The organism is Cellulomonas sp. Y8 (assembly GCF_008033115.1).
GTDB lineage: Bacteria > Actinomycetota > Actinomycetes > Actinomycetales > Cellulomonadaceae > Cellulomonas.
Genome location: NZ_CP041203.1, coordinates 1,956,300 through 1,974,777 on the forward strand (window position 1 = coordinate 1,956,300; position 18,478 = coordinate 1,974,777).

17 protein-coding genes, 1 tRNA gene and 1 other RNA gene are annotated in these 18,478 nt (G+C 77.6%); 7 read left to right on the top strand and 12 right to left on the bottom strand.

Features of this window, described 5'->3' with window-relative positions:
* Positions 1 to 9 precede the first annotated feature (9 nt).
* From FKM96_RS08865 to ffs, 4 genes are all read right to left on the bottom strand, one after another.
* A complete protein-coding gene (locus tag FKM96_RS08865; RefSeq protein WP_147794921.1) occupies positions 10 to 1,806 on the bottom strand; it encodes a serine/threonine-protein kinase in 1,797 nt (598 codons plus the stop codon).
* 125 nt (positions 1,807 to 1,931) lie between these two features.
* Positions 1,932 to 3,308, bottom strand: a complete 1,377-nt coding sequence (locus tag FKM96_RS08870; protein WP_168216928.1) for an FtsX-like permease family protein — start codon at positions 3,306 to 3,308, stop codon at positions 1,932 to 1,934.
* The gene (locus FKM96_RS08875; RefSeq protein WP_147794922.1) at positions 3,305 to 4,015 is read right to left on the bottom strand and encodes an ABC transporter ATP-binding protein; all 711 of its coding nucleotides are present in this window, start codon (positions 4,013 to 4,015) and stop codon (positions 3,305 to 3,307) included. The genes FKM96_RS08870 and FKM96_RS08875 overlap by 4 nt, the downstream gene beginning before the upstream one ends.
* Positions 4,016 to 4,175: 160 nt before the next feature.
* An RNA gene (ffs, locus tag FKM96_RS08880) (signal recognition particle sRNA small type) lies at positions 4,176 to 4,272 on the bottom strand.
* Positions 4,273 to 4,487: 215 nt separating this feature from the next.
* On the opposite strand from ffs, the gene FKM96_RS08885 reads away from it, so the two are divergent.
* Both FKM96_RS08885 and FKM96_RS08890 read left to right on the top strand, forming a co-directional pair.
* On the top strand, positions 4,488 to 4,853 hold the full coding sequence (locus FKM96_RS08885; RefSeq protein ID WP_147794923.1) for a hypothetical protein: 366 nt from the start codon (positions 4,488 to 4,490) through the stop codon (positions 4,851 to 4,853).
* Between the two features lie 37 nt (positions 4,854 to 4,890).
* Complete coding sequence (locus FKM96_RS08890; RefSeq protein WP_147794924.1) at positions 4,891 to 5,262, top strand: roadblock/LC7 domain-containing protein; 372 nt, start codon at positions 4,891 to 4,893, stop codon at positions 5,260 to 5,262.
* A 105-nt stretch (positions 5,263 to 5,367) separates the two neighbouring features.
* On the opposite strand, the gene FKM96_RS08895 is transcribed toward FKM96_RS08890, so the two are convergent.
* A complete protein-coding gene (locus tag FKM96_RS08895; protein WP_147794925.1) occupies positions 5,368 to 6,102 on the bottom strand; it encodes an AAA family ATPase in 735 nt (244 codons plus the stop codon).
* A gap of 110 nt (positions 6,103 to 6,212) precedes the next feature.
* Between FKM96_RS08895 and FKM96_RS08900 the strand changes: the two genes are divergently transcribed.
* A tRNA-Ser gene (locus tag FKM96_RS08900) sits at positions 6,213 to 6,297 on the top strand.
* A 68-nt stretch (positions 6,298 to 6,365) separates the two neighbouring features.
* Here the strand turns inward: FKM96_RS08900 and FKM96_RS08905 are convergent.
* The 3 genes from FKM96_RS08905 to FKM96_RS08915 all read right to left on the bottom strand — a co-directional run bounded on the left by FKM96_RS08905 (position 6,366) and on the right by FKM96_RS08915 (position 8,735).
* Entirely contained in the window at positions 6,366 to 6,740 is a 375-nt protein-coding gene (locus FKM96_RS08905) for a VOC family protein (RefSeq protein WP_147794926.1), read from the bottom strand.
* 103 nt (positions 6,741 to 6,843) lie between these two features.
* Positions 6,844 to 7,551, bottom strand: a complete 708-nt coding sequence (locus FKM96_RS08910) for a glycosyltransferase (protein WP_147797011.1) — start codon at positions 7,549 to 7,551, stop codon at positions 6,844 to 6,846.
* Between the two features lie 359 nt (positions 7,552 to 7,910).
* Positions 7,911 to 8,735, bottom strand: coding sequence for a DUF5926 family protein (locus FKM96_RS08915; RefSeq protein WP_147794927.1), 825 nt, complete (start codon positions 8,733 to 8,735; stop codon positions 7,911 to 7,913).
* A 97-nt stretch (positions 8,736 to 8,832) separates the two neighbouring features.
* Between FKM96_RS08915 and pgm the strand changes: the two genes are divergently transcribed.
* On the top strand, positions 8,833 to 10,506 hold the full coding sequence (gene pgm / locus FKM96_RS08920; protein WP_147794928.1) for a phosphoglucomutase (alpha-D-glucose-1,6-bisphosphate-dependent): 1,674 nt from the start codon (positions 8,833 to 8,835) through the stop codon (positions 10,504 to 10,506).
* A gap of 46 nt (positions 10,507 to 10,552) precedes the next feature.
* On the opposite strand, the gene FKM96_RS08925 is transcribed toward pgm, so the two are convergent.
* Positions 10,553 to 11,377, bottom strand: a complete 825-nt coding sequence (locus tag FKM96_RS08925; protein WP_147794929.1) for a GyrI-like domain-containing protein — start codon at positions 11,375 to 11,377, stop codon at positions 10,553 to 10,555.
* A 120-nt stretch (positions 11,378 to 11,497) separates the two neighbouring features.
* Between FKM96_RS08925 and FKM96_RS20625 the strand changes: the two genes are divergently transcribed.
* Positions 11,498 to 11,662 (top strand): hypothetical protein, encoded by a 165-nt coding sequence (locus tag FKM96_RS20625; RefSeq protein ID WP_168216929.1) that lies wholly within the window; start codon positions 11,498 to 11,500, stop codon positions 11,660 to 11,662.
* On the opposite strand, the gene FKM96_RS08930 is transcribed toward FKM96_RS20625, so the two are convergent.
* Positions 11,652 to 12,290 carry a DUF998 domain-containing protein gene (locus tag FKM96_RS08930; RefSeq protein ID WP_147794930.1) on the bottom strand — a complete coding sequence of 213 codons (639 nt, stop codon included), beginning with the start codon at positions 12,288 to 12,290 and terminating at the stop codon, positions 11,652 to 11,654. The genes FKM96_RS20625 and FKM96_RS08930 overlap by 11 nt on opposite strands.
* An 86-nt stretch (positions 12,291 to 12,376) precedes the next feature.
* Here FKM96_RS08930 and FKM96_RS08935 point away from each other — a divergent pair, with 86 nt between their 5' ends.
* Positions 12,377 to 13,057, top strand: coding sequence for an HAD family hydrolase (locus FKM96_RS08935; RefSeq protein WP_147794931.1), 681 nt, complete (start codon positions 12,377 to 12,379; stop codon positions 13,055 to 13,057).
* A gap of 28 nt (positions 13,058 to 13,085) precedes the next feature.
* Here the strand turns inward: FKM96_RS08935 and FKM96_RS08940 are convergent, their stop codons facing one another.
* On the bottom strand, positions 13,086 to 13,379 hold the full coding sequence (locus FKM96_RS08940) for a GNAT family N-acetyltransferase (protein WP_147794932.1): 294 nt from the start codon (positions 13,377 to 13,379) through the stop codon (positions 13,086 to 13,088).
* A gap of 70 nt (positions 13,380 to 13,449) precedes the next feature.
* On the opposite strand from FKM96_RS08940, the gene FKM96_RS08945 reads away from it, so the two are divergent.
* A complete protein-coding gene (locus FKM96_RS08945; RefSeq protein WP_147794933.1) occupies positions 13,450 to 14,877 on the top strand; it encodes an MFS transporter in 1,428 nt (475 codons plus the stop codon).
* Positions 14,878 to 15,087: 210 nt separating this feature from the next.
* Here FKM96_RS08945 and FKM96_RS08950 read toward each other — a convergent pair whose 3' ends face one another.
* Positions 15,088 to 17,736, bottom strand: a complete 2,649-nt coding sequence (locus FKM96_RS08950) for an SCO7613 C-terminal domain-containing membrane protein (RefSeq protein WP_147794934.1) — start codon at positions 17,734 to 17,736, stop codon at positions 15,088 to 15,090.
* Positions 17,737 to 18,478 lie beyond the last annotated feature (742 nt).

Below are 18,478 nucleotides of genomic sequence, written 5' to 3' on the forward strand. Positions count from 1 at the left end.
GCTCGCGGGTCAGCCGCCCGCGGCGGCCCGCTCCCGCTCGGCCCGCTCGGCCGCGTTCCGGTGCGCCTGCTCGTTCGCGCTCGCCGCCGGGCCGGGCCCGCCCTCCGTCACCCCGGGGGCCTCGCCGGCGGCCGGGCCGTCAGCGGAGCCGGGGTCCGCGGGGCCGGGCTCGACCGCGCCCGGGTCCGTCGCGCCGGGGCCGGTCGGCACCTCGGTCAGCACGCCTTCGGTCACCACCACGCCGTCCGCCGGTCCCGCCGTCGCGCGCGCGCCCGCGCCGCCCGCCGCGCCGTCCGCGGTCGTCGACGCCGCGCCCGCACCCGTCGCGACGGTCACGGTGCCGGCCTCCGAGCCGCGCACGTCCGCCGCCTGCCCCTCGCCCGCCGGTGTCGTCGTGGCGCCGTCCGGCCCTGCCGACGGACGCTGCGACACCCCGGCGGGCTCCTGCGTCGTCGCCGCCGGGTCCGCGGCGGGCGCGTCGGGCGCGAGAACGCTTCCTGCGACCACCAGCGCGGCCGCCACGCCGAGCACCGCGGTCCCGACGACCGCGCCGCGTCGCCGCCGGCGCGCGGTGGCGCCGGCGTCCTCGGCGTCCGCCGGGCCGGCCGGGTCCGCCGCGCCGCGCTCCGCCGGGTCCGCCGCGCCGCCCGCCGCCGGCTCCGGCCGCAGCCCGACGAGCAGCCGGGGGTCGACGCCGAGCGTGGGCGCGTCGAGGTCCGCGTCGAGCCGGGCGTCGAGCCCCGCGTCGAGGGGCCCGTCGGGCAGCGGCCCGCTCGGGTGCTCCTCGAGCGCCCCGGGCTCGGCCGGCCCGCCCGCACCGGGCAGCGAGACGGTGCCCAGCGGCACCGCCGCGGCGCCGATGTCCCCCGTCACCGGCCCGAGGCCGAGCGCGCCCGGGCGGAGCAGCGCCCGCAGCTCCTCGGCCGCGCCCGCCGCGGTGAGCCGGTCCAGCGGGTCGAGCGCGGTCATCGAGCCGATCAGCTCCGCCCACCGCGGCCCGAACCGCTCGGGCAGCGGCACCGGCCGGTGCAGCCGCGCCACCGCGGACGTCAGCGCGTCCCCGGGGAACGCCCGCTCGGCGGTGAGGCACTCGACCAGCACCAGCCCGAGCGCGTACACGTCGGACGCCGCGGTGAGGCGACCGCCGGTCGCCTGCTCCGGGCTGAGGTAGGACGGGGTGCCGAGGAGCTCCTGGGTCGCGGTCGCGGTCTCGTCGGCGCGCACGCGGGCGATGCCGAAATCCGTCAGCTTGGTCCACGAGCCGCCCGCGCCGGACCGGCCGGCCGGGGGCAGCAGGATGTTGCCGGGCTTCACGTCCCGGTGCACGACGCCCTCGTCGTGGATGTACGCGAGCGCCTCGGCCACGTGCACGCCCACCAGGGCCGCGTCCTCCGCGGACAGCGGGCCCTCCGCGAGCCGGGCGGCCAGCGACGGCCCGCGCACCAGCTCCATGACGAGGAAGTCCTGCACCTCGCCGCCCGGCAGCTCGGTGGTGCCCGCGTCGAGCATCATCACGAGGCCGGGGTGTCCGAGCCGGGCGAGCAGCCGCATCTCGGTGCCGTGCCGCTCCTCGTCGTCCGGGCCGCCGGCCGACGGGTGGAACACCTTCACGGCCACGTCCCGGGCCAGCACCCGGTCGTGCGCGAGGTAGACCTCGGCCATGCCGCCGCGCCCGAGGCGCTCGCCGAGCGTGTACCGGCCGCCGAGCACGGCCCCCACGGGGAGCGCCTGCTCCCGGGGGCGCAGCCCGGCTCCGGGCGCGACGCCGAGGGCAGGCGCGGTCGCCTGCTCGGGATGGTCACCCATCGACGAACCTCCTCGACGTGGAGTACCAGGATCACCGGGGACCCTCGCACGCGCGCGTCGAGACGGGTGACGTCACCTGCACGGGCGACGGCGCCCGGGCGCCGGTACCGCGCCGGGGAGCCGGCTCAGTCCGGCCTGACCTGCGTCTCCGCCAGGACGGAGCGCAGCAGCGGGCGGCTGGTCTCCGTCGCGCCGAGCACCAGCAGGCACCCGGCCGTGAGGCACGTCACGAGCAGCAGCAGCCCGCTCGGGTCCGTCACGCCCGCCACCCCGAACAGCGGCGACAGCATGACCACGGCCGCCGCCGCCGACCCCACGGCCACGAGCAGCATCGGCACCAGCACCTCGCGGCGCCGCACCGAGTCGAGCAGCGCCACCGGCGTGCCCGCCAGGACCTGGAGCGCGTACTCCCGGCGCCGGTCCAGCACCGTCGCGGCCTGGGTGATCCCCGCCGAGGCCGCCGCCACCAGGAACGTGATCGCCAGCGTGAGCAGCGCCCCGCGCATGAGGTCACCCGTGAAGGTCTGCATCTCGGCGACCTCGGCGGCGGACGCGCCGTCGCCCGCCGACCCCGACGCCAGCAGCGGCACCACGGCCAGCGCGCCCGCGACGAAGCCCGCCAGCCCGAGCCCGCCCACCACCCGCCAGGTCGCCCGCGGGTCGTCGACCAGCCGGCGCGCCGCGAGCAGCTGCGCGGGCGTCCGGGCCCGGCGCACCCGCAGCCGGCCGACCAGCCCGAGCGCCCACGGCCCGACGAGGTTGAGCGCGGCGAACCCGAGCGCCAGCGACCCGATGGCGAACGCCACCGCGAAGGCGCCGAGCTGCCCGAGCACCAGGGTCACGACCATGAACAGACCCATCGCGGCCAGCGCCAGCACCGCGCGCACGGCCCGCATCCCCGGCGGGGTCTGGCGCCGGGCGACCCCGAGCGGCGACACGACGACCCGGCGCAGCGAGACGACGCCGCTCACGACGGCCAGCACCGGCACCACGAGGCACGCGGCCGCGAGCACGACCCAGCCCACCCACAGCTCCCCCGCGGAGAACGTCGACCCCTGGAACGGCACCCGCGTCCACACCGGCAGCAGCGCGACGTACCCGAGCGCACCCGCGACCGCACCCGCCAGCCCCTGCCAGGCGGTCTCGACGACGGTCAGCGCGACCACCTCGCGGGGCGTGACGCCGAGCAGCCGCAGCGTCGCCAGCCGCGCGTCCCGCCGCGCGACCCCCAGCCGGGCCGCCGACCCGCCGAGCGTGAGCAGCGGCACGACCAGCAGCACGACGGCCGTCCACGCGAAGACGACGTACGAGTCGCCGTACTCGCGCTGGAAGGCGTCGGCGGGGTCGGCGGCGCGGCCCGCGAAGCCGAGCAGCCCGCCGACCACGGACAGGGTCAGGGCCGTCATCACGGCGAACGCCGCCACCGCGAGCGCCGTCGTGAGCCGCCCGTCCCGGCCGCCCGCTCGGCGCAGCCGCGGCGCGAGGGCGAGCACGGCGCTCACCGGGTGCTCCCCTGCGGGGCACGACGCTCGTCCGCCACCACGCGGCCGTCGCGCACCTCGACGCGCCGCCCGCACCACGCCGCCACGCCCGCGTCGTGCGTCACCACGACCAACGACGCGCCCGCGAGCCGGGTGGTCTCCGTGAGCACCCGCATCACCTCCTGGCCGGTGGCCTGGTCGAGCGCGCCGGTCGGCTCGTCCGCGAACACCACCTCCGGGCCCGTGATCAGGGCGCGGGCGACCGCCACGCGCTGCGCCTGGCCGCCGGACAGCTCCCCGGGACGCCGGCCCTCCATCCCCGCGAGGCCCAACGACGCGAGCCACCGGCCCGCCAGCTCCGTGGCCTCCCGGCGGTGCGTGCCGAGCAGCATCGGCGCCAGGGCCACGTTCTCGATCGCCGGAAGCTCCGCGAGCAGCTGGCCGAACTGGAAGACGAACCCGTACTGCCGCCGACGCACCAGCGAGCGCTCGCGCTCGTCGAGGTCGTGCAGCCCGCGCCCCGACAGCGCCACCGTGCCGGCGTCGGGGACGAGGATGCCGGCGAGGCAGTGCAGCAGGGTGGACTTGCCCGATCCGGACGGGCCCATCACCGCGACCGACTCGCCGGGGGCGACGTCCAGGTCGACGCCGGCGAGCGCGGTCGTCGCGCCGAACTGCTTCACGAGGCCGCGGGCGGACAGCCGGGGGCCGGGGGTCGTCGTGCTCATGCCGCCAGCGTCCCGCCGCGCCGGGGCCGGTCGCGTCGGACCGCGGTCGCGTCCTCGGGGGGCGTCGGCTGCGACCGGGGGCGGAGGCCGGGTGCCGGGTCCGACCCGGGACGGACGACCTCCGGGCGACCCGCGGGCGGCGCCCTGCCGCGTCCGGGCATGCAAGGACCCCCCGCACACCCGCCAGAGCTCACCTGCCCTTGCTGCCTTCCGGCCCTGGGGGGGTTCAGCGAGATGACGCCGCACGAGGGGTCTGACCCCAGCCTAACGCAGCCGGGCCCCGGATCCCGACGCGTCGCGTCCCGCCCGACCCCCGGTCGACGCCCGGTCGAGCCACCGGATCACCCGCGCCCGGGGTGCAGGGAGCCCGCTGACCTGTCGATACGGCTGAGTGCGGCCAGACGTCCCACGACTCGTGTCCGCGCCCCCCGACCTCCCGGCGGCCCCGTCCGCCCCTGCGAAAGGCACCTGCGTGGCCACCGTCGACCAGACCCTCACCACCGCCATGTCCATCGAGGGCGCGACCGCGGCCGCGCTCGTCGACTTCGACTCCGGGATGCTCCTCGGCTCCGCCGGCGGCGGCATCGACCTCGACCTGGCGGCGGCCGGCAACACCGACGTGGTGCGCGCCAAGTTCCGCACGCTGGCGTCGCTCGGCCTGTCCGACGGCATCGAGGACATCCTCATCACGCTGACGAGCCAGCTGCACCTGGTCCGCCTGCTGCAGAGCGCGCACGGCCAGGGCCTGTTCCTGTACCTCGTGCTCGACCGCAGCCGCGCGAACCTCGCGATGGCCCGCCGGCAGCTGCTCAACCTCGAGCGCGACCTGGACCTCTGAGCACCACCGACCGACCGCACGAGGAGGACACCGCGGCATGATCATCCGCCAGAACGGCCTGCAGGTCGCCGCCACGCTGCGGCACGCCGTCGACGGGATCCGTCGCGTCCTCCTCGTGCAGCGGGACGGGACGCCGTTCAGCGACGACGGCCCGGAGGAGGACCGCGACCGGCTCGCCGCCCTCGTCGTCGCCTGCGTCGAGATGGCGCACCACACCGCCGCGGGGGCGTCGCTCACCGGCCTGGCGACCTGCACCGTCCGGACCGACGACGGGGCCGTGGTCGCCACGCCCGTGGGCGACCGGTTCGCCCTGGCCGTCGTCACCGAGCCGACGGTCAACCTCGTGCTGCTGCAGCGGGTCCTGGTGCCGCAGGTCGAGCACCTGCTGGCGCTCGACGGCGGCGCCTGACCCCCGCCGAGCGCGGTCGTCCGCGCCGAGCGCGGCAGCAGGAGGTACCGCGCTCGGCGGGAGCCACCGCGCTCGGCGGCGGGCGGGCCGGCGACGGGCCGTCCGTCAGTCGTCCAGGCGGCGCAGGTAGCGCTCCGGCGCCGCCAGGAACCCGCGCCAGGACCGCACGAGGTCCGCGTCCTCCCACGCCGTCTCCCGCAGCCCCCACTCCCCGACCTCGAGCACGCGCGCCCCGGGGAGAGCCGCGAGCAGCGGCGAGTGCGTCGAGAGCACCACCTGCGCGCCGTCCGCCAGCAGCCCGCGCAGGTGCGCGAGCAGCGCCAGGCAGCCGGTGAACGACAGCGCCGACTCCGGCTCGTCCAGCAGGTACAGCCCGCGCCCACGCATCCGCGACACGGCGATCTCCAGGAACGACTCCCCGTGGGACATCTCGTGGAACACCGGCTCGGGGGGCCCGCCGAACCGCGGGTTCTCCTCGAGGTACGTGTAGAAGCCGTGCATCGTCTCGGCGCGCAGGAAGAAGCCGCGCCGCGACCCTCCCGGCCCGCGCTCGAGCAGCAGGTGCCGCCACAGCCCCGACTCCGACGGCCGCGTCTCGCTCCGCGCACCCGTCGACCCGCCCTCGGCGCCCGTGCCGAAGGCCATCGCCAGCGCCTCGACGAGCGTCGACTTCCCCGCGCCGTTCTCCCCCACCAGCACCGTCGCCGGGCCGAGGTCCCAGCCGTCGCGCAGCACCTGCGCCACGGCGGGCACGCGGGTGAACCACGCGCCCGCGTCGACGGGCTCGCGGTCGTCGGCGCGCACGCGGCGCACGGGCAGGGCGGGACCGGTCAGGCGCACGCGGGACAGCCCACCACACGGGGCCGACAGCCGCGCCGGGACGGCGCCGGCGTGGCGCGACCGGCCCGGTTACCGAGCACGGCCCCGGCTCGGGTACCCTCTTACGGCCGGGAGGATTCGCCTAGTGGCCTATGGCGCACGCTTGGAAAGCGTGTTGGGTTCACGCCCTCGGGGGTTCGAATCCCCCATCCTCCGCAGGTCGAAGGGCCCGTCACCGCGTCAGCGCAGGTGGCGGGCCCTTCGTCATGCCCGGCGCTGGCCGGTCACTCCGTCCCGTCGGTGTCCGTCGTCCCCTCGTAGAGCCCGATCTCGTTGCCCTCGGTGTCGATGAACACCGCCCACCAGCTCGTCTCGCTGATCTCCGCCTTCGGGCGCACGACCCGCCCGCCGAGCTCGGTCACCTGGCGCAGCGTGTCGTCGATCGAGTCGACCTCGACGTAGGAGCGCGGCCGGTCGAAGTTCTCGTCCCGCGGCGCGAGCCCCCCGCCGCTGATCTTGTTCGGGGCCTGCCACATCGGGTAGCCCTCGTAGCCCGGGTACTCCTGGATCTGCCACCCGAACAGGGCGCCGTAGAAGCCCTTCGCCCGGTCGACGTCGTCGACCGGGATGTCGATGTGCGTGATGTCGCCGTGTGCCATGCCCACACCCCCGAGACCGGCGACCCCGCGCCGCTGCGGGATCGGCTGCGCCCAGCGTACGACCGGCCCCCGGCACGCGGTCCGGGGCCGGGCGGGTGGGGCGTCAGCCCTTCTTGCGCGGCGCCGCCCCGATCGAGCGCAGCCGGCGCGCCGCCACCGCGAGCTGCACGTCGCGGTACTGCGCGGCGCGGTGCATCTGGCCGCGCAGGTCGCTGCCCGAAGGGCGGTGCCGCAGGTCGCACGGGACCTCGACGGCGACGAACCCCTTGCGCAGCAGGTCGATCGTCATGCCGGTCTCGACGCCCCAGCCGCGGGCGAGCGGCGTCGCGGCCTCGAAGGCCTCGCGGGTCAGGCACCGCATGCCGGACAGCGGCTGCGTCGGGGTCCAGCCGGTCAGCGACTGGATCGCGCGTCGGGCCGCGCCGACGACGATGCCCCGCCCGCCGGCGCCCGGCTGGGGCGGCAGCAGCGCGATCGAGACGTCCGCGGTGCCCTCGAGCACCGGCGGGACGAGCGGGGCGGTGTTGACCGCGGTGTCGCCGAGGTCGCCGTCGATGAACAGGAGCAGGCGCGGCGGGCGGTCCGGGGCGTCGCGCATGGCGACCACGGCGGCGCCGGTCTCCATCGCGGCGGCCTTGCCGCGGTTGTGCGAGTGCCGCACGACGACGGCACCGGCCTCGCGGGCGACGTGCTGGGTGTTGTCCTCGGAGCCGTCGTCGACGACGAGGACCAGGTCGACGTTCGGGATCGCCCGGGCCGAGCGGACGGTGGCGGCGATGCGGCGGGACTCGTCCTTGGCGGGGATGACCACCGCGACGCGCTGGCGGGACCGGCCGGTGCGGGCGGTCGTCGTGGGCGTCTCGAGCGGCGCCGGCTGCTGCGGCTGTGACCGCCGGGGCTTGCGCGGGGCCGGCTCCTCCGCCCGGGCAGGGCGGTCGGCGACCGATCGCTCCTCGGTCCTGTCCTCCGCCTCGCCCGTCACGCGGGTCAGCCTATCGATCCGGCCGGGCCGCGCGCGCCGTCGGGCCCCGGACACGCGGACGCTGCACACGACGGTCACACGGGCGGCGCGGGGCCGTCACCAGCGGGTCCGCCGTGGCGCCCGGTCCCGGGGACGCCGCAGGCCGCCCCCGCGCACCGAGGGGTGCGTCGGGGCGGCCTGCGGGTGGCTCAGCGGAGCGTGACCTGCCGGGCGACGATGCCGGCGCGGGCGCGGCGGGCGTTCGCGTCGAGCGGCTCGGTGTCGGCGAGCGCGGCGGTGAACTTCGGCGCGAACGCGGTCACGGCCGGCTCGATGTCCTCGGCCTCGCTGCCGCGGGCCAGCTCCCACACCGGGACGACCAGGCCGTTGGACCGGAAGTAGCCGATGAACTTGGCGCCGTCGAAGCCGGACTCCCGGCGGCCGTGCAGGCGGGCGAGGCCGTCGATGACCTGCTGCTCGTCGTGCGGCTGCGCCCAGCGCAGGTACTCGCGGGCGCCCATGCGGACCCAGTAGGCGGCGTCCACGGCAGCGAGCTTCTTGGTGTCGACGACGCCCGCGTCGGCCTCCTCGATGGCGGCCTTCAGGTCGGGCGTCATCTCGGTGTCGGCGGCCACCCAGTAGGCGAAGCTCTCCTCGACCGTCACCTCGAAGGGCACGGTGAGGTCGAGCACGTCCTGCAGGCGCGGGCCGGGGCCGGCCAGACCGGAGCTCTGCACGGCGGTGCCGGGCTCGGAGTCGAGCGCCTCCAGCAGCGCGGCGGCGAGGTCGCGGCTCGCGTCGCCGGAGCCGCCCACGACCTGCAGGGCGAGCAGCACGACGCCGTCCGCGCGGTGCAGCGCGGCCCAGCCGTCGGGCAGCACGGTCGTGACCGTGATGTCGCGCGCGCCGTGCTCGGCGTTCGTGCGGGCGGTCGCGGTGGCGGCGGGCACGAGCTCGCGCAGGGCGACCCAGTCGGGCTCGCCGGGGAGGCCCTCGAAGGGGCGCAGCACGAAGTCGACGGAGGAAGAGGCCATGCGCACCAGGCTACCGGGCCGGTCGGCTCCCCGGACGGGCTCGACGCGTCGCGCGCTCGACCAGCCGCGCGGGGGTCGTCGGTGGCAGGATCGGGCCATGGACCCGCGCGCCGGAACCCCTGCCCAGCCCTCCGACCTCGTGGACGTCGACGCGATGCTCGCCGCGTACCACGACCGCCGCCCCGACCTGGAGGATCCCGCGCAGCGCGTGGTGTTCGGCACCAGCGGCCACCGCGGCTCGAGCCTCGACGGCGCCTTCAACGAGGCGCACATCGTCGCGATCACCGCGGCGATCGTCGAGTACCGCCGCGGACAGGGCACCGACGGCCCGCTGTTCATCGGCCGGGACACCCACGGCCTGTCGGAGCCGGCGTGGCGGACCGCGCTGGAGGTGCTGGCGGCGGCCGGCGTCGAGGTGCGCGTCGACGCCCGCGACTCCTGGACCCCGACCCCCGCCGTGTCGCACGCGATCCTGCTGCACAACGGCGCCGCGACCTCCGAGGGCGTGCGCGCGTCCGGCCCCGGCCTGGCCGACGGCATCGTCGTCACCCCGTCGCACAACCCGCCCCGGGACGGCGGGTTCAAGTACAACCCGCCGCACGGCGGGCCGGCGGGATCCGAGGCCACGAAGTGGATCGCGGACCGCGCCAACGAGCTCCTCGCGAGCGGCGTCGACCGGGTGGCGCGCGTGAGCGTGGACGCCGCGCTCGCGGCCGACACCACCCGCAAGCACGACTTCCTCGGCGCGTACGTCGACGACCTGACGCACGTGCTCGACCTGGACGCGATCCGGTCGGCCGGCGTGCGGATCGGCGCGGACCCGCTCGGCGGCGCGTCCGTCGAGTACTGGGGCGCGATCGCGGAGCGGTACGGCCTGGACCTCACGGTCGTGAACCCGCGGGTCGACCCGCAGTGGTCGTTCATGACCCTCGACTGGGACGGCAAGATCCGGATGGACTGCTCGTCCCCGTCGGCGATGGCGTCCCTGGTGAACGCCATGCAGGGCGACTCGCCGTTCGACATCGCGACGGGCAACGACGCGGACTCCGACCGGCACGGCATCGTCACGCCGGACGCCGGGCTGATGAACCCGAACCACTACCTCGCGGTGGCGATCCGGTACCTGTACTCCGGCGCGCGCCCGGGCTGGCCGGCGGACGCCGCCGTCGGCAAGACCCTGGTGTCGTCGTCGCTGATCGACCGGGTCGCGTCCGACCTCGGCCGCCGGCTGCTGGAGGTGCCGGTCGGCTTCAAGTGGTTCGTCCCCGGCCTGCTCGACGGGTCGGTCGGCTTCGGCGGCGAGGAGTCGGCCGGGGCGTCGTTCCTGCGCAAGGACGGCACCGTGTGGACCACGGACAAGGACGGGATCATCCTGGCGCTGCTCGCCTCGGAGATCCTCGCGACGACCGGCAAGTCCCCGTCGCAGCACCACGCCGAGCTAGTCGGCCGGTTCGGCGAGTCCTGGTACGCCCGGGTGGACGCGCCGGCGACCCTCGAGCAGAAGGCCACCCTCGGGAAGCTGTCGCCGGAGCAGGTGACCGCCACGACGCTCGCGGGCGAGGACATCACCGCCAAGCTCACCTCCGCGCCGGGCAACGACGCGGCGATCGGCGGCCTCAAGGTGACGACCGAGAACGCGTGGTTCGCCGCGCGGCCGTCCGGCACGGAGAACGTCTACAAGATCTACGCCGAGTCGTTCGTGGGCCCCGAGCACCTGACGCAGGTCCAGGAGGCCGCGAAGGACGTCGTGTCGGACGCGCTCGGCGGCTGAGGGCGACGCGCCGGCCCGGCTCCTACGAGCCGGGCCGGCGCGGGTCTCACGCCTCGGCGACCGGCAGGCAGACCCGGGTCACCCAGGCCGCCGGGTCGGACTCGGTGACCGGTCCCACCACGTACACGTTGCGCATTGGCCCGGCGACCCGCAGGCCGTGGGTGGCGATCCACTCGCCGAGGTCGGCCATCACCCCGGAGACCCCGTCGTACGGGCCCCGGAGCTCGGCGACCACGGCGTCGACCGGCGGCTCCTCGACGTAGCGCACGCCGTCCCGGCCGGTGAACTCCCCGGTCACGTCGAGCTGGACCTCGACGTCCGGGTCGTGGTCGACGAAGCCCTCGTCGTGGAACACGGCAACCGCGGACGCGTCCGGCGCCGGGACCGCCCCGGACGACTCGAGCGCGGCCCCGAGGCGCTGCCACAGCAGCCCCTCGTCGCCGTACGCCGGGATCACGGCCCGCAGGGACGCGACGCGTCGGGCGGGCAGGGTGGTGCGGACAGGGTGGGTGGACATGACGGGTCCTTCCAGATCGGTGAGGAATCGGTCGATGTCCGACAGCCGGCCCTCGGCGAGGGCGATCTCCGCCTCCGCCGCGCGACGCCGCTCGAGCAGCACCGCCCGCAGCCGCGCCACGTCGTCGAACGGGGCGCAGGCCGTCAGGTCGGCGATCCCCACCCCGGCGTCGCGCAGCGCCCGGATGCGTCCGGCCGTGCGCAGCAGCGCGGGGTGGTAGCTCCGGTACCCGCTGAACGGGTCGACCCGGGTGGGCGGCAGGACGCCGTGCTCGTCGTAGTGGCGCAGCATGCGGACGCTGAGCAACGACAGGCGGGAGAACTCGCCGATCGTGAGGAGCCGGGTGTCGGACATGTCCACGACTGCACACCCTGCCACCGTGTGAGGGTCCAGCCCCGGCCCGCCCGCGTTCGACGCGCGGGCCGGCCGCGGCGCGCCTAGCGTGGGCGGCTCACCCGCAGCGAAGGAGCAGTGATGAGCGAGGACGTCACGCCGTTCCCCGAGGACTCCCCCGACGCCCTGACCGAGCCGGACGTGGACGAGATCCGCGACGAGGAGGTCTCGGACGAGGAGGTCGCCCGGTCGATGCCGGACGCCAGCCCGTCCGACCAGGACCCGGGCTCGTACCTCAACCCCTGAGACCGCCCGCCGCGCCGGGCCTCACCAACGACCCGGCGCGGCGGCGCGACACCCGCAGCGCGAGCACCAGGGCCAGGGGCGCCAGCGACTCAGCGCCCGCCACGGCGCGCTCGGCCAGGCCCTCGACGCCCCCGCCCCGGGACTGCTCGGCGACGAACCAGGCCAGCAGCGCCAGCAGCGCGGCCGTCGCCGGGACTGCCGCCGCGGGCCGCAGCGGCCACGGTCCGGACCGGCGCGCGGACGCCGCGGGCCACAGCGCCAGCGCCCCGAACGCCACGGCCGCGGCGACCCCGTGCGCCGACGGGACGCGGTGCAGCGGCAGCAGGCCGACGGCGGCCGTCGCCACGCCGCCGAGCGCGAGCACGAGGCGGCCTGCCCGCGGCACCCCGCGCAGCCCGGCTGCCGTCCCGACGTGGGCGAGCCCGGTGACCAGGAGGCCGGCGGTCATCACGCCCGGGCGCGGCACGTCGGCGGTGGCGAGCTCGCTGATCGTGCGGGACACCGGGTCGAACCCGGGCGCCAGCGCCTCGGCGAGCAGCCACCCGCCGATCATCGCGACGGGTGCGGCGACCGCCGGGACCAGCACCCAGGAGCGCGGGGCGGGGGCGGGGCGGCTCGGGCGGGGCACCGCCGCACGCTAGCCCGCGCCGCGGGCGGACGCGCGCCGGGCGCTCCCCGGTCGCGGGCCGGACGACCAGCCGCTAGACCGGAGGCATGACCGGCACCGACGCACCGACCGCCGTCCTGCTCGACATCGACGGCACGCTCGTCGACTCCAACTTCCTGCACGTGCACGCCTGGGTCCGCGCCTTCGGGGAGGTCGGCCACCCGGTCGACGCCTGGCGCGTGCACCGGCGGATCGGGATGGGGTCCGGCCGGCTGATCGGCGAGCTGCTCGAGGACGACGCCGACCGGCTCGGGGACGAGGCGAAGGAACGGCACACCGCGCGGTACGCCGAGCTCGAGGGCCTGCTGCGGCCGTTCGACGGCGCCCGCGACCTCGTGCAGGCCCTGGCCGACCGCGGCGTCCGCGTCGTGCTGTCGACGTCCGCGGCGCCGGAAGAGCTCGAGAAGCTCCGGGCGGCGCTCGACGTCGACGACCTCGTGCAGATCACCGGCGCCGAGGACGTCGACGAGGCGAAGCCCGAGCCCGACCTGGTGCACGCCGCGCTCGACCTGGCCGGGGTGCCGGCCGAGCGCGCGGTGTTCGTGGGCGACTCGGTGTGGGACGTCGAGGCGGCGGTGCGGGCGGGTGTGCCGTGCGTCGGCGTGCTGTCCGGCGGCACCTCGGAGGCCGAGCTGCGCGACGCCGGGGCGGCCGACGTGGTCGAGGACGTCGCGGCGCTGCTGCGGGACCTCGACGCGACGCCGGTGGGGGCGCTGCTGCGGGGCTGACCGCGCCGCCGCGGAGTCGCCGCCCCGCTCAGCCGACCGGGTCGACCACCAGGTCGCGGTACTCGGGGTGCTCCTCGACGTAGGCGCGCACGAAGGGGCAGCGCGGCTCGATCCGGTCCCCGGCGGCACGCACGGCGTCGAGCGCCTCGCGGACCAGCGTCGACCCGATGCCGTGACCCTCCTGCCGGGGGTCGACCTCGGTGTGCGTGAACACGACGACGCCGGGGCGCCGCTGGTACTCCGCGACGCCGAGGACGGTGCCCTCGGCGTCGGTGATCTCGAACCGCTGCTGGTCGGTCACGTCCGTCACGCGCGTCGTCATGCCCCGAGTATCCGCACGGGGCGCCGGAATGCGCGAGCGACGTGTCGGTGCGGGGTGCGACACTGACCGCGTGCTGGGGCCCTACCGCGACGTGCTCTCCCGTCCGGGGGCGCTGGCGTTCTCCTCCGCCGGGGTGATCGCCCGGCTCCCGATGTCCATGGTCGGCATCGGCATCGTGCTGATGATCGAGGCGCTGTACCACTCGTACGGCCTCGCCGGCAGCGTGTCCGCGGCGTACGTGCTGGCGCAGGCGATCTGCTCGCCGCAGCTCGCGCGCCTCGTCGACCTGCACGGGCAGGCGCGGGTCATGCGGCCGGCGGTCGCGGTGTCCGCCACCGCGCTCGTCGGGCTGGTGGCGTGCGCCCTCGCGGACGCGCCGGTGTGGTCGCTCTACGCGACCGCGGTGGTCGTCGGCGCGACCGTCGGGTCGTTCGGCGCGCTGGTCCGCGCCCGCTGGTCGCACGTGGTCGACGACCCGCGCGCCCTGCACACCGCGTACTCGCTGGAGTCGGCGCTGGACGAGCTGGTGTTCGTCGTCGGCCCGATCCTCGCGACGACCCTCGCCACCGCCGTCACGCCGTCGGCCGGCCTGATCGTGCCGGTGGTCGGGATGGTGCTGGGCGGGTTCTGGTTCCTCGGGCAGCGCGCGACCCAGCCGCCGCCGCACCCGCGCGAGGTCGTCACCGCCCCCGACGGCACCCCCGTGCGCCGCCGCTCCGTCATGCGGTCCGGCGGGATGATCGTGCTCGCGGTCGTGTTCGTCGCGATGGGCGCGATCTTCGGCGGCACCGATGTCAGCACGGTGGCGTTCGCCGAGGAGTCCGGCCGCCCCGGGCTCGCGGGAGTCATCCTCGCGGTGTTCGCCTGCGGGTCGATGATCTCGGGCCTGCTCTACGGCGCCCGGCACTGGACGACGCCGCTGTGGCGCCGGTTCGCGATCGGCATGGTCGCGCTCGCCCTGGGCGCGTCCCTGTTCGTCCTGGTCGACTCGATGGCGATGCTCGCGGTCGTCATGTTCGTCGCCGGGTTCGCGATCGCGCCGACGCTGATCAACGGGAACGGGCTCGTGCAGGACCTGGTGCCCCGCGAGCGGCTCACCGAGGGGCTGACCTGGGTCGGCACCTCGCTCGGCGTGGGGGTGTCGGTCGGGTCGTGGATCGCGGGGCTGCTCATCGACCGGCAGGGGTCGCACGGCGGGTACCTCGTCGTCGTGGGCGCGGCCGTGCTCGCCGTCGTGGCCGTGCTCGGGTCGCTGCGGGTGCTGCGCGCGGGGACCCCGGGTACCGGTGGGCACGGTGCCGGGGCGGGTGCGGGGGTCGTTGGCGAGGCGGATTCGGGTGCGACCCTCGACGGCGCGCCCGGTGCGGGAGCGGGCACCGTGGCCGGTGGGCCCGAGGCCGGCGCCGCGACGACGCGCCTCGGCGACGCCGACGCCGGGGCCGACGGGGCGGCGACACTCGACGCCGACGCCGCGCCCCAGGGCGACGCCCGGCGCTGAGCCCACGCCACCCGCGGCGGCGGTCGCAGCCCCGCGGCCTCCGCGCCTCCGCGCCACCGCGCCACCGCGCCACCGCGCCACCGCGCCACCGCGAGTGAGCATCAGACACACGTGCGCGCGACGCGGGCGGGTGGCTCGTCTCGGCAGCGCGCTGCCCGGGAGCCGCACGCAACCCCTCGGTGCCGCTCGCGCGTCAGCGCCGCTCGCGCGTCAGCGCAGCACGCCGCCCGCCGTCGACCGGCCCTCCGCCACCGCCGTCCGGCGGCGCTCCGCGAACACGCCGAGCACGAGCAGCAGCCCGCCCGCCGCCAGCAGGGTCAGCAGCCACGGCCCGGCGGAGATCGTCCGGCCGAGCTGCGCGGCGAACACGCTGAGCACCGCGACCGGCAACGCGCCCGCGCCGAGGACGAGCGGCGCGCGCAGCATCTCCCGCGCCCCCTCGAGCATGAACCCGAGCGCCAGGACGACGACGAGGATCGCGCGCCAGGTCATCGGGTCGGTCCAGATCGCGAGCATCGACGGCCCGAGGGTCGCCAGGATCCCGGGGGCCAGGGTCGCGACGGAGGTCGTCCGGCCGACGGGCCACGCAGGACGCGGGCCGGCGGGGACGGCCGACGACGCCGGGGCCCAGCCGGCGGGTGCCCCCGGCGCACCGAGCGGCCCGCGCCCGCCCGGGCCCCGGGCCGCGAGCGCCGCGCGCAGCGCCACCCAGCCCATCGCCGTCAGCGCGAGGCCGAGCGGCAGCGCGAAGACCTCGACGCGCAGCTCGCGGGGGCTCCACGCGCCGATCGCCCACGCGAGCGCCGCCAGCCAGAGCACCCAGCCGGGCGGGACGTCGGTGGCGAGCGGCCCGCGCTCCCGCGACGCCTCGGACCGCACCGCGGCGACCGCGAGCGCGAGCAGGCCGAGCTCGACGACCCAGCCGGTCCAGGTCAGCGCCCAGGACGGCCGCACGGCGACGAGCGCACCGACCGTGAACGCCGCGCTCGCCGGGGCGAGCGCCCAGCGCCGCACCGCCGGGAGGCGCTCGACGAGCAGCCGCCCCAGCGCGCCGAGCAGCACCGCGCCGACGAGCGACCACAGCAGGGCCGCGCCGAACAGCCGCGCGTTGGCGACGCCGCCGCCGACGGGCGTGCCCGCCGCGAGGTGCGCCGCCCGGACCGCGCCCGCGAGCGCCGCCGCCGCGCCGCCGACGAGCAGCGGCTCGGTGAGCGCCGCCCAGGCACGCGAGCCCGCGGCGCCCGGACGCCGACGGAGGACGCCCGCCAGCACCGCGAGCGCGGCGACGCCGAGCAGCACGGCCGCCCGCACCCCGACGTCCCGGCCCGCGACGGCGAGCAGCAGCGTCGGCGCCACGAGCAGCGCGACCCCGGCGGCGACGAGCGGCCGCCAGCGGTCGCCCCGGCGGGCGAGCAGCGTGCCGACCACGACCGCGGCCAGCGCCGGCGGTGCGGTGTACGCCTCGACGAGCCCGACGCCCCACCAGACCAGGGCGGACCAGACGACGCCGCACCACAGCACCGCGGCCGGCCACCACGCGAGCCGCCGCTCCGGCCGCAGCGCCACGGCCGTCGCCCCCGCGCCGAGCAGCGCGCAGAGCACGAGCACGGTGTCCGCGCCGGTGGCCGTGCGGGTGATGCCGAGCAGCAGCGCGACCGCGCCCGTGCCGGCGGCGGCGAGCTCGACCGCGAGCCGCGCGTGGTCGCCGGGGGTCCCGGGTGCGCGCCGTCGCAGGCGGTCGCCGATCGCGGGGGCGGCCACCGCGGCCGCCGAGGCCAGCACCGCGACGACGGGCAGCAGGACGGGCGACCCGGATCCGGGCAGGAGCACGGCACCGGCGCAGATGACGACCACCGAGACCGTCGGCAGCACGAGGGCGGCGGCGGTGACCCGCGCCCACGCCGGTACCGGTCGTGTGCGGGTGTCGAGCAGCAGCACCTCGACCAGCAGCAGCGCGGCCGCCGCGCCGGCTCCCCACCAGGTGCGGTCGACGGCGACGGCCGCGATCGCGAGCACCGCGGGGACCAGCGCGACGACCAGCACCCCGAGCCAGGTGTCGTCGGCCACCCGCGGCAGCACGGCGAGCGCCGCCTCGACGACGAGCAGCGCGACCGCGACCCCGCCGAGCACGCCGGGCCCGTCCCAGCCCGACCACGCGAGCACGGCGGCGAGCACCGCGCCGGCGTAGGCCGTGACGATCCCCACCAGGACCGCGCGGACGTCCCGCGGCAGCAGGGCGCGCGCCCGGAGCAGCAAGACGACGACGGCGACCGCGCCGACCGCCGTCGTCGGGCGGGACACCCAGGTCAGCAGGGCGAGGAAGGCGAGCTGGACGAACGCGGCCGTGGCGAGGGTGCCCCGCCACGGGGGTCGCGGGGCGGGGCGCACGAGGGGTGCGCCCGCGGCGTCCGGGACGCCCGCGGGCCGACCCGCGCCGCCGACCGTCCCCGAGGCGGCGCCGGCCAGCGCCTCGACCCGCGCCGCCGCGGGCACGCGCCGCGCCACCTCGACGAGCGCGGCCGCGAGCGCCAGCTCGGCGAGCAGCAGCGGGACCGACCACGGCCGCAGCAGCGCGACCGCGACCCAGGCGGCGAGCACGACCCCGACGGGCAGGCACGCCCGGCCGACGACCACCGCGGCGTGCTGCCGCAGCACCGTGGCGCGGGCCGGGGCGGCGGGGCGCCGGGGGTGGGCGGGCGGCAGGGGCCGGGTCGCCGGTGCGGCGATGCCGGGGACCGAGCCCGGCGCGCGCGGCACCGCGACCGGCACCGACTCGGCGACCGGCGCGAGCGGCACCCGTCCGACCGCCGCGAGCGCACCCGCGAGCACGACCGCGGCGAGCACCGGACCGGCGCCCACCCCGAACGAGGTCGTCGCGAACGCGGCGGGGTCGAGCGCCCAGCCGGCGCTGCCCGCGGGCGGGCGCTCCGGCGCCGTCGGCCCCGACCGCGCCGAGCAGCCCCAGCACCTCGAGCACGCCCACCGCGGTCCCGGGCCCGGTGGCGAGCACGAGGGCCGTCCAGCCGCCGGCCACCTGGGCGCGGTACGACCGGTCGGCGGCGCGGTCGCCCGGCAGCAGGCGCGGGACCAGCACCAGGAGCGCCCACGCGGCGGCGGCTGCGAGCGGGACGGTGCCCAGCGGCGCGGGCAGCACGGACGCGACGGCGACGCCGGCGGACAGCACGACCAGCCCCCCGGCGCCCCACTCCCACGCGGCGGCCGCGCCCCACGCCGGCCGCTCGGCGGCGGCCTGCAGACGGGTGACGACGGCCGACAGCAGCAGGGCCAGCGCGAACCCGCCCGTCTCCCAGCCGGGCACCGGCTCCGGCAGCGCGACCGCGGCGAGCAGCGCGGCGCCGACCAGCAGCAGCGCACCGAGGGCGAGCAGCGCGTCGACCATGGCGCCGTCGGTCCCGAACCGCGCGGCGACGGCGCGGCGGTACCCGGCGCGCACCACCAGCGTCACGAGGGCGGCGGCGAGCAGGGCGAGGTGCCAGCCCCAGGCGCTCGCCACCGCGGCGCCGACGCACAGCGGCACCGCGGGCAGCACGAGCACGGCGACGGTCCACGCGCGCACCCGGACGGCGAGACCCGCCGCGGG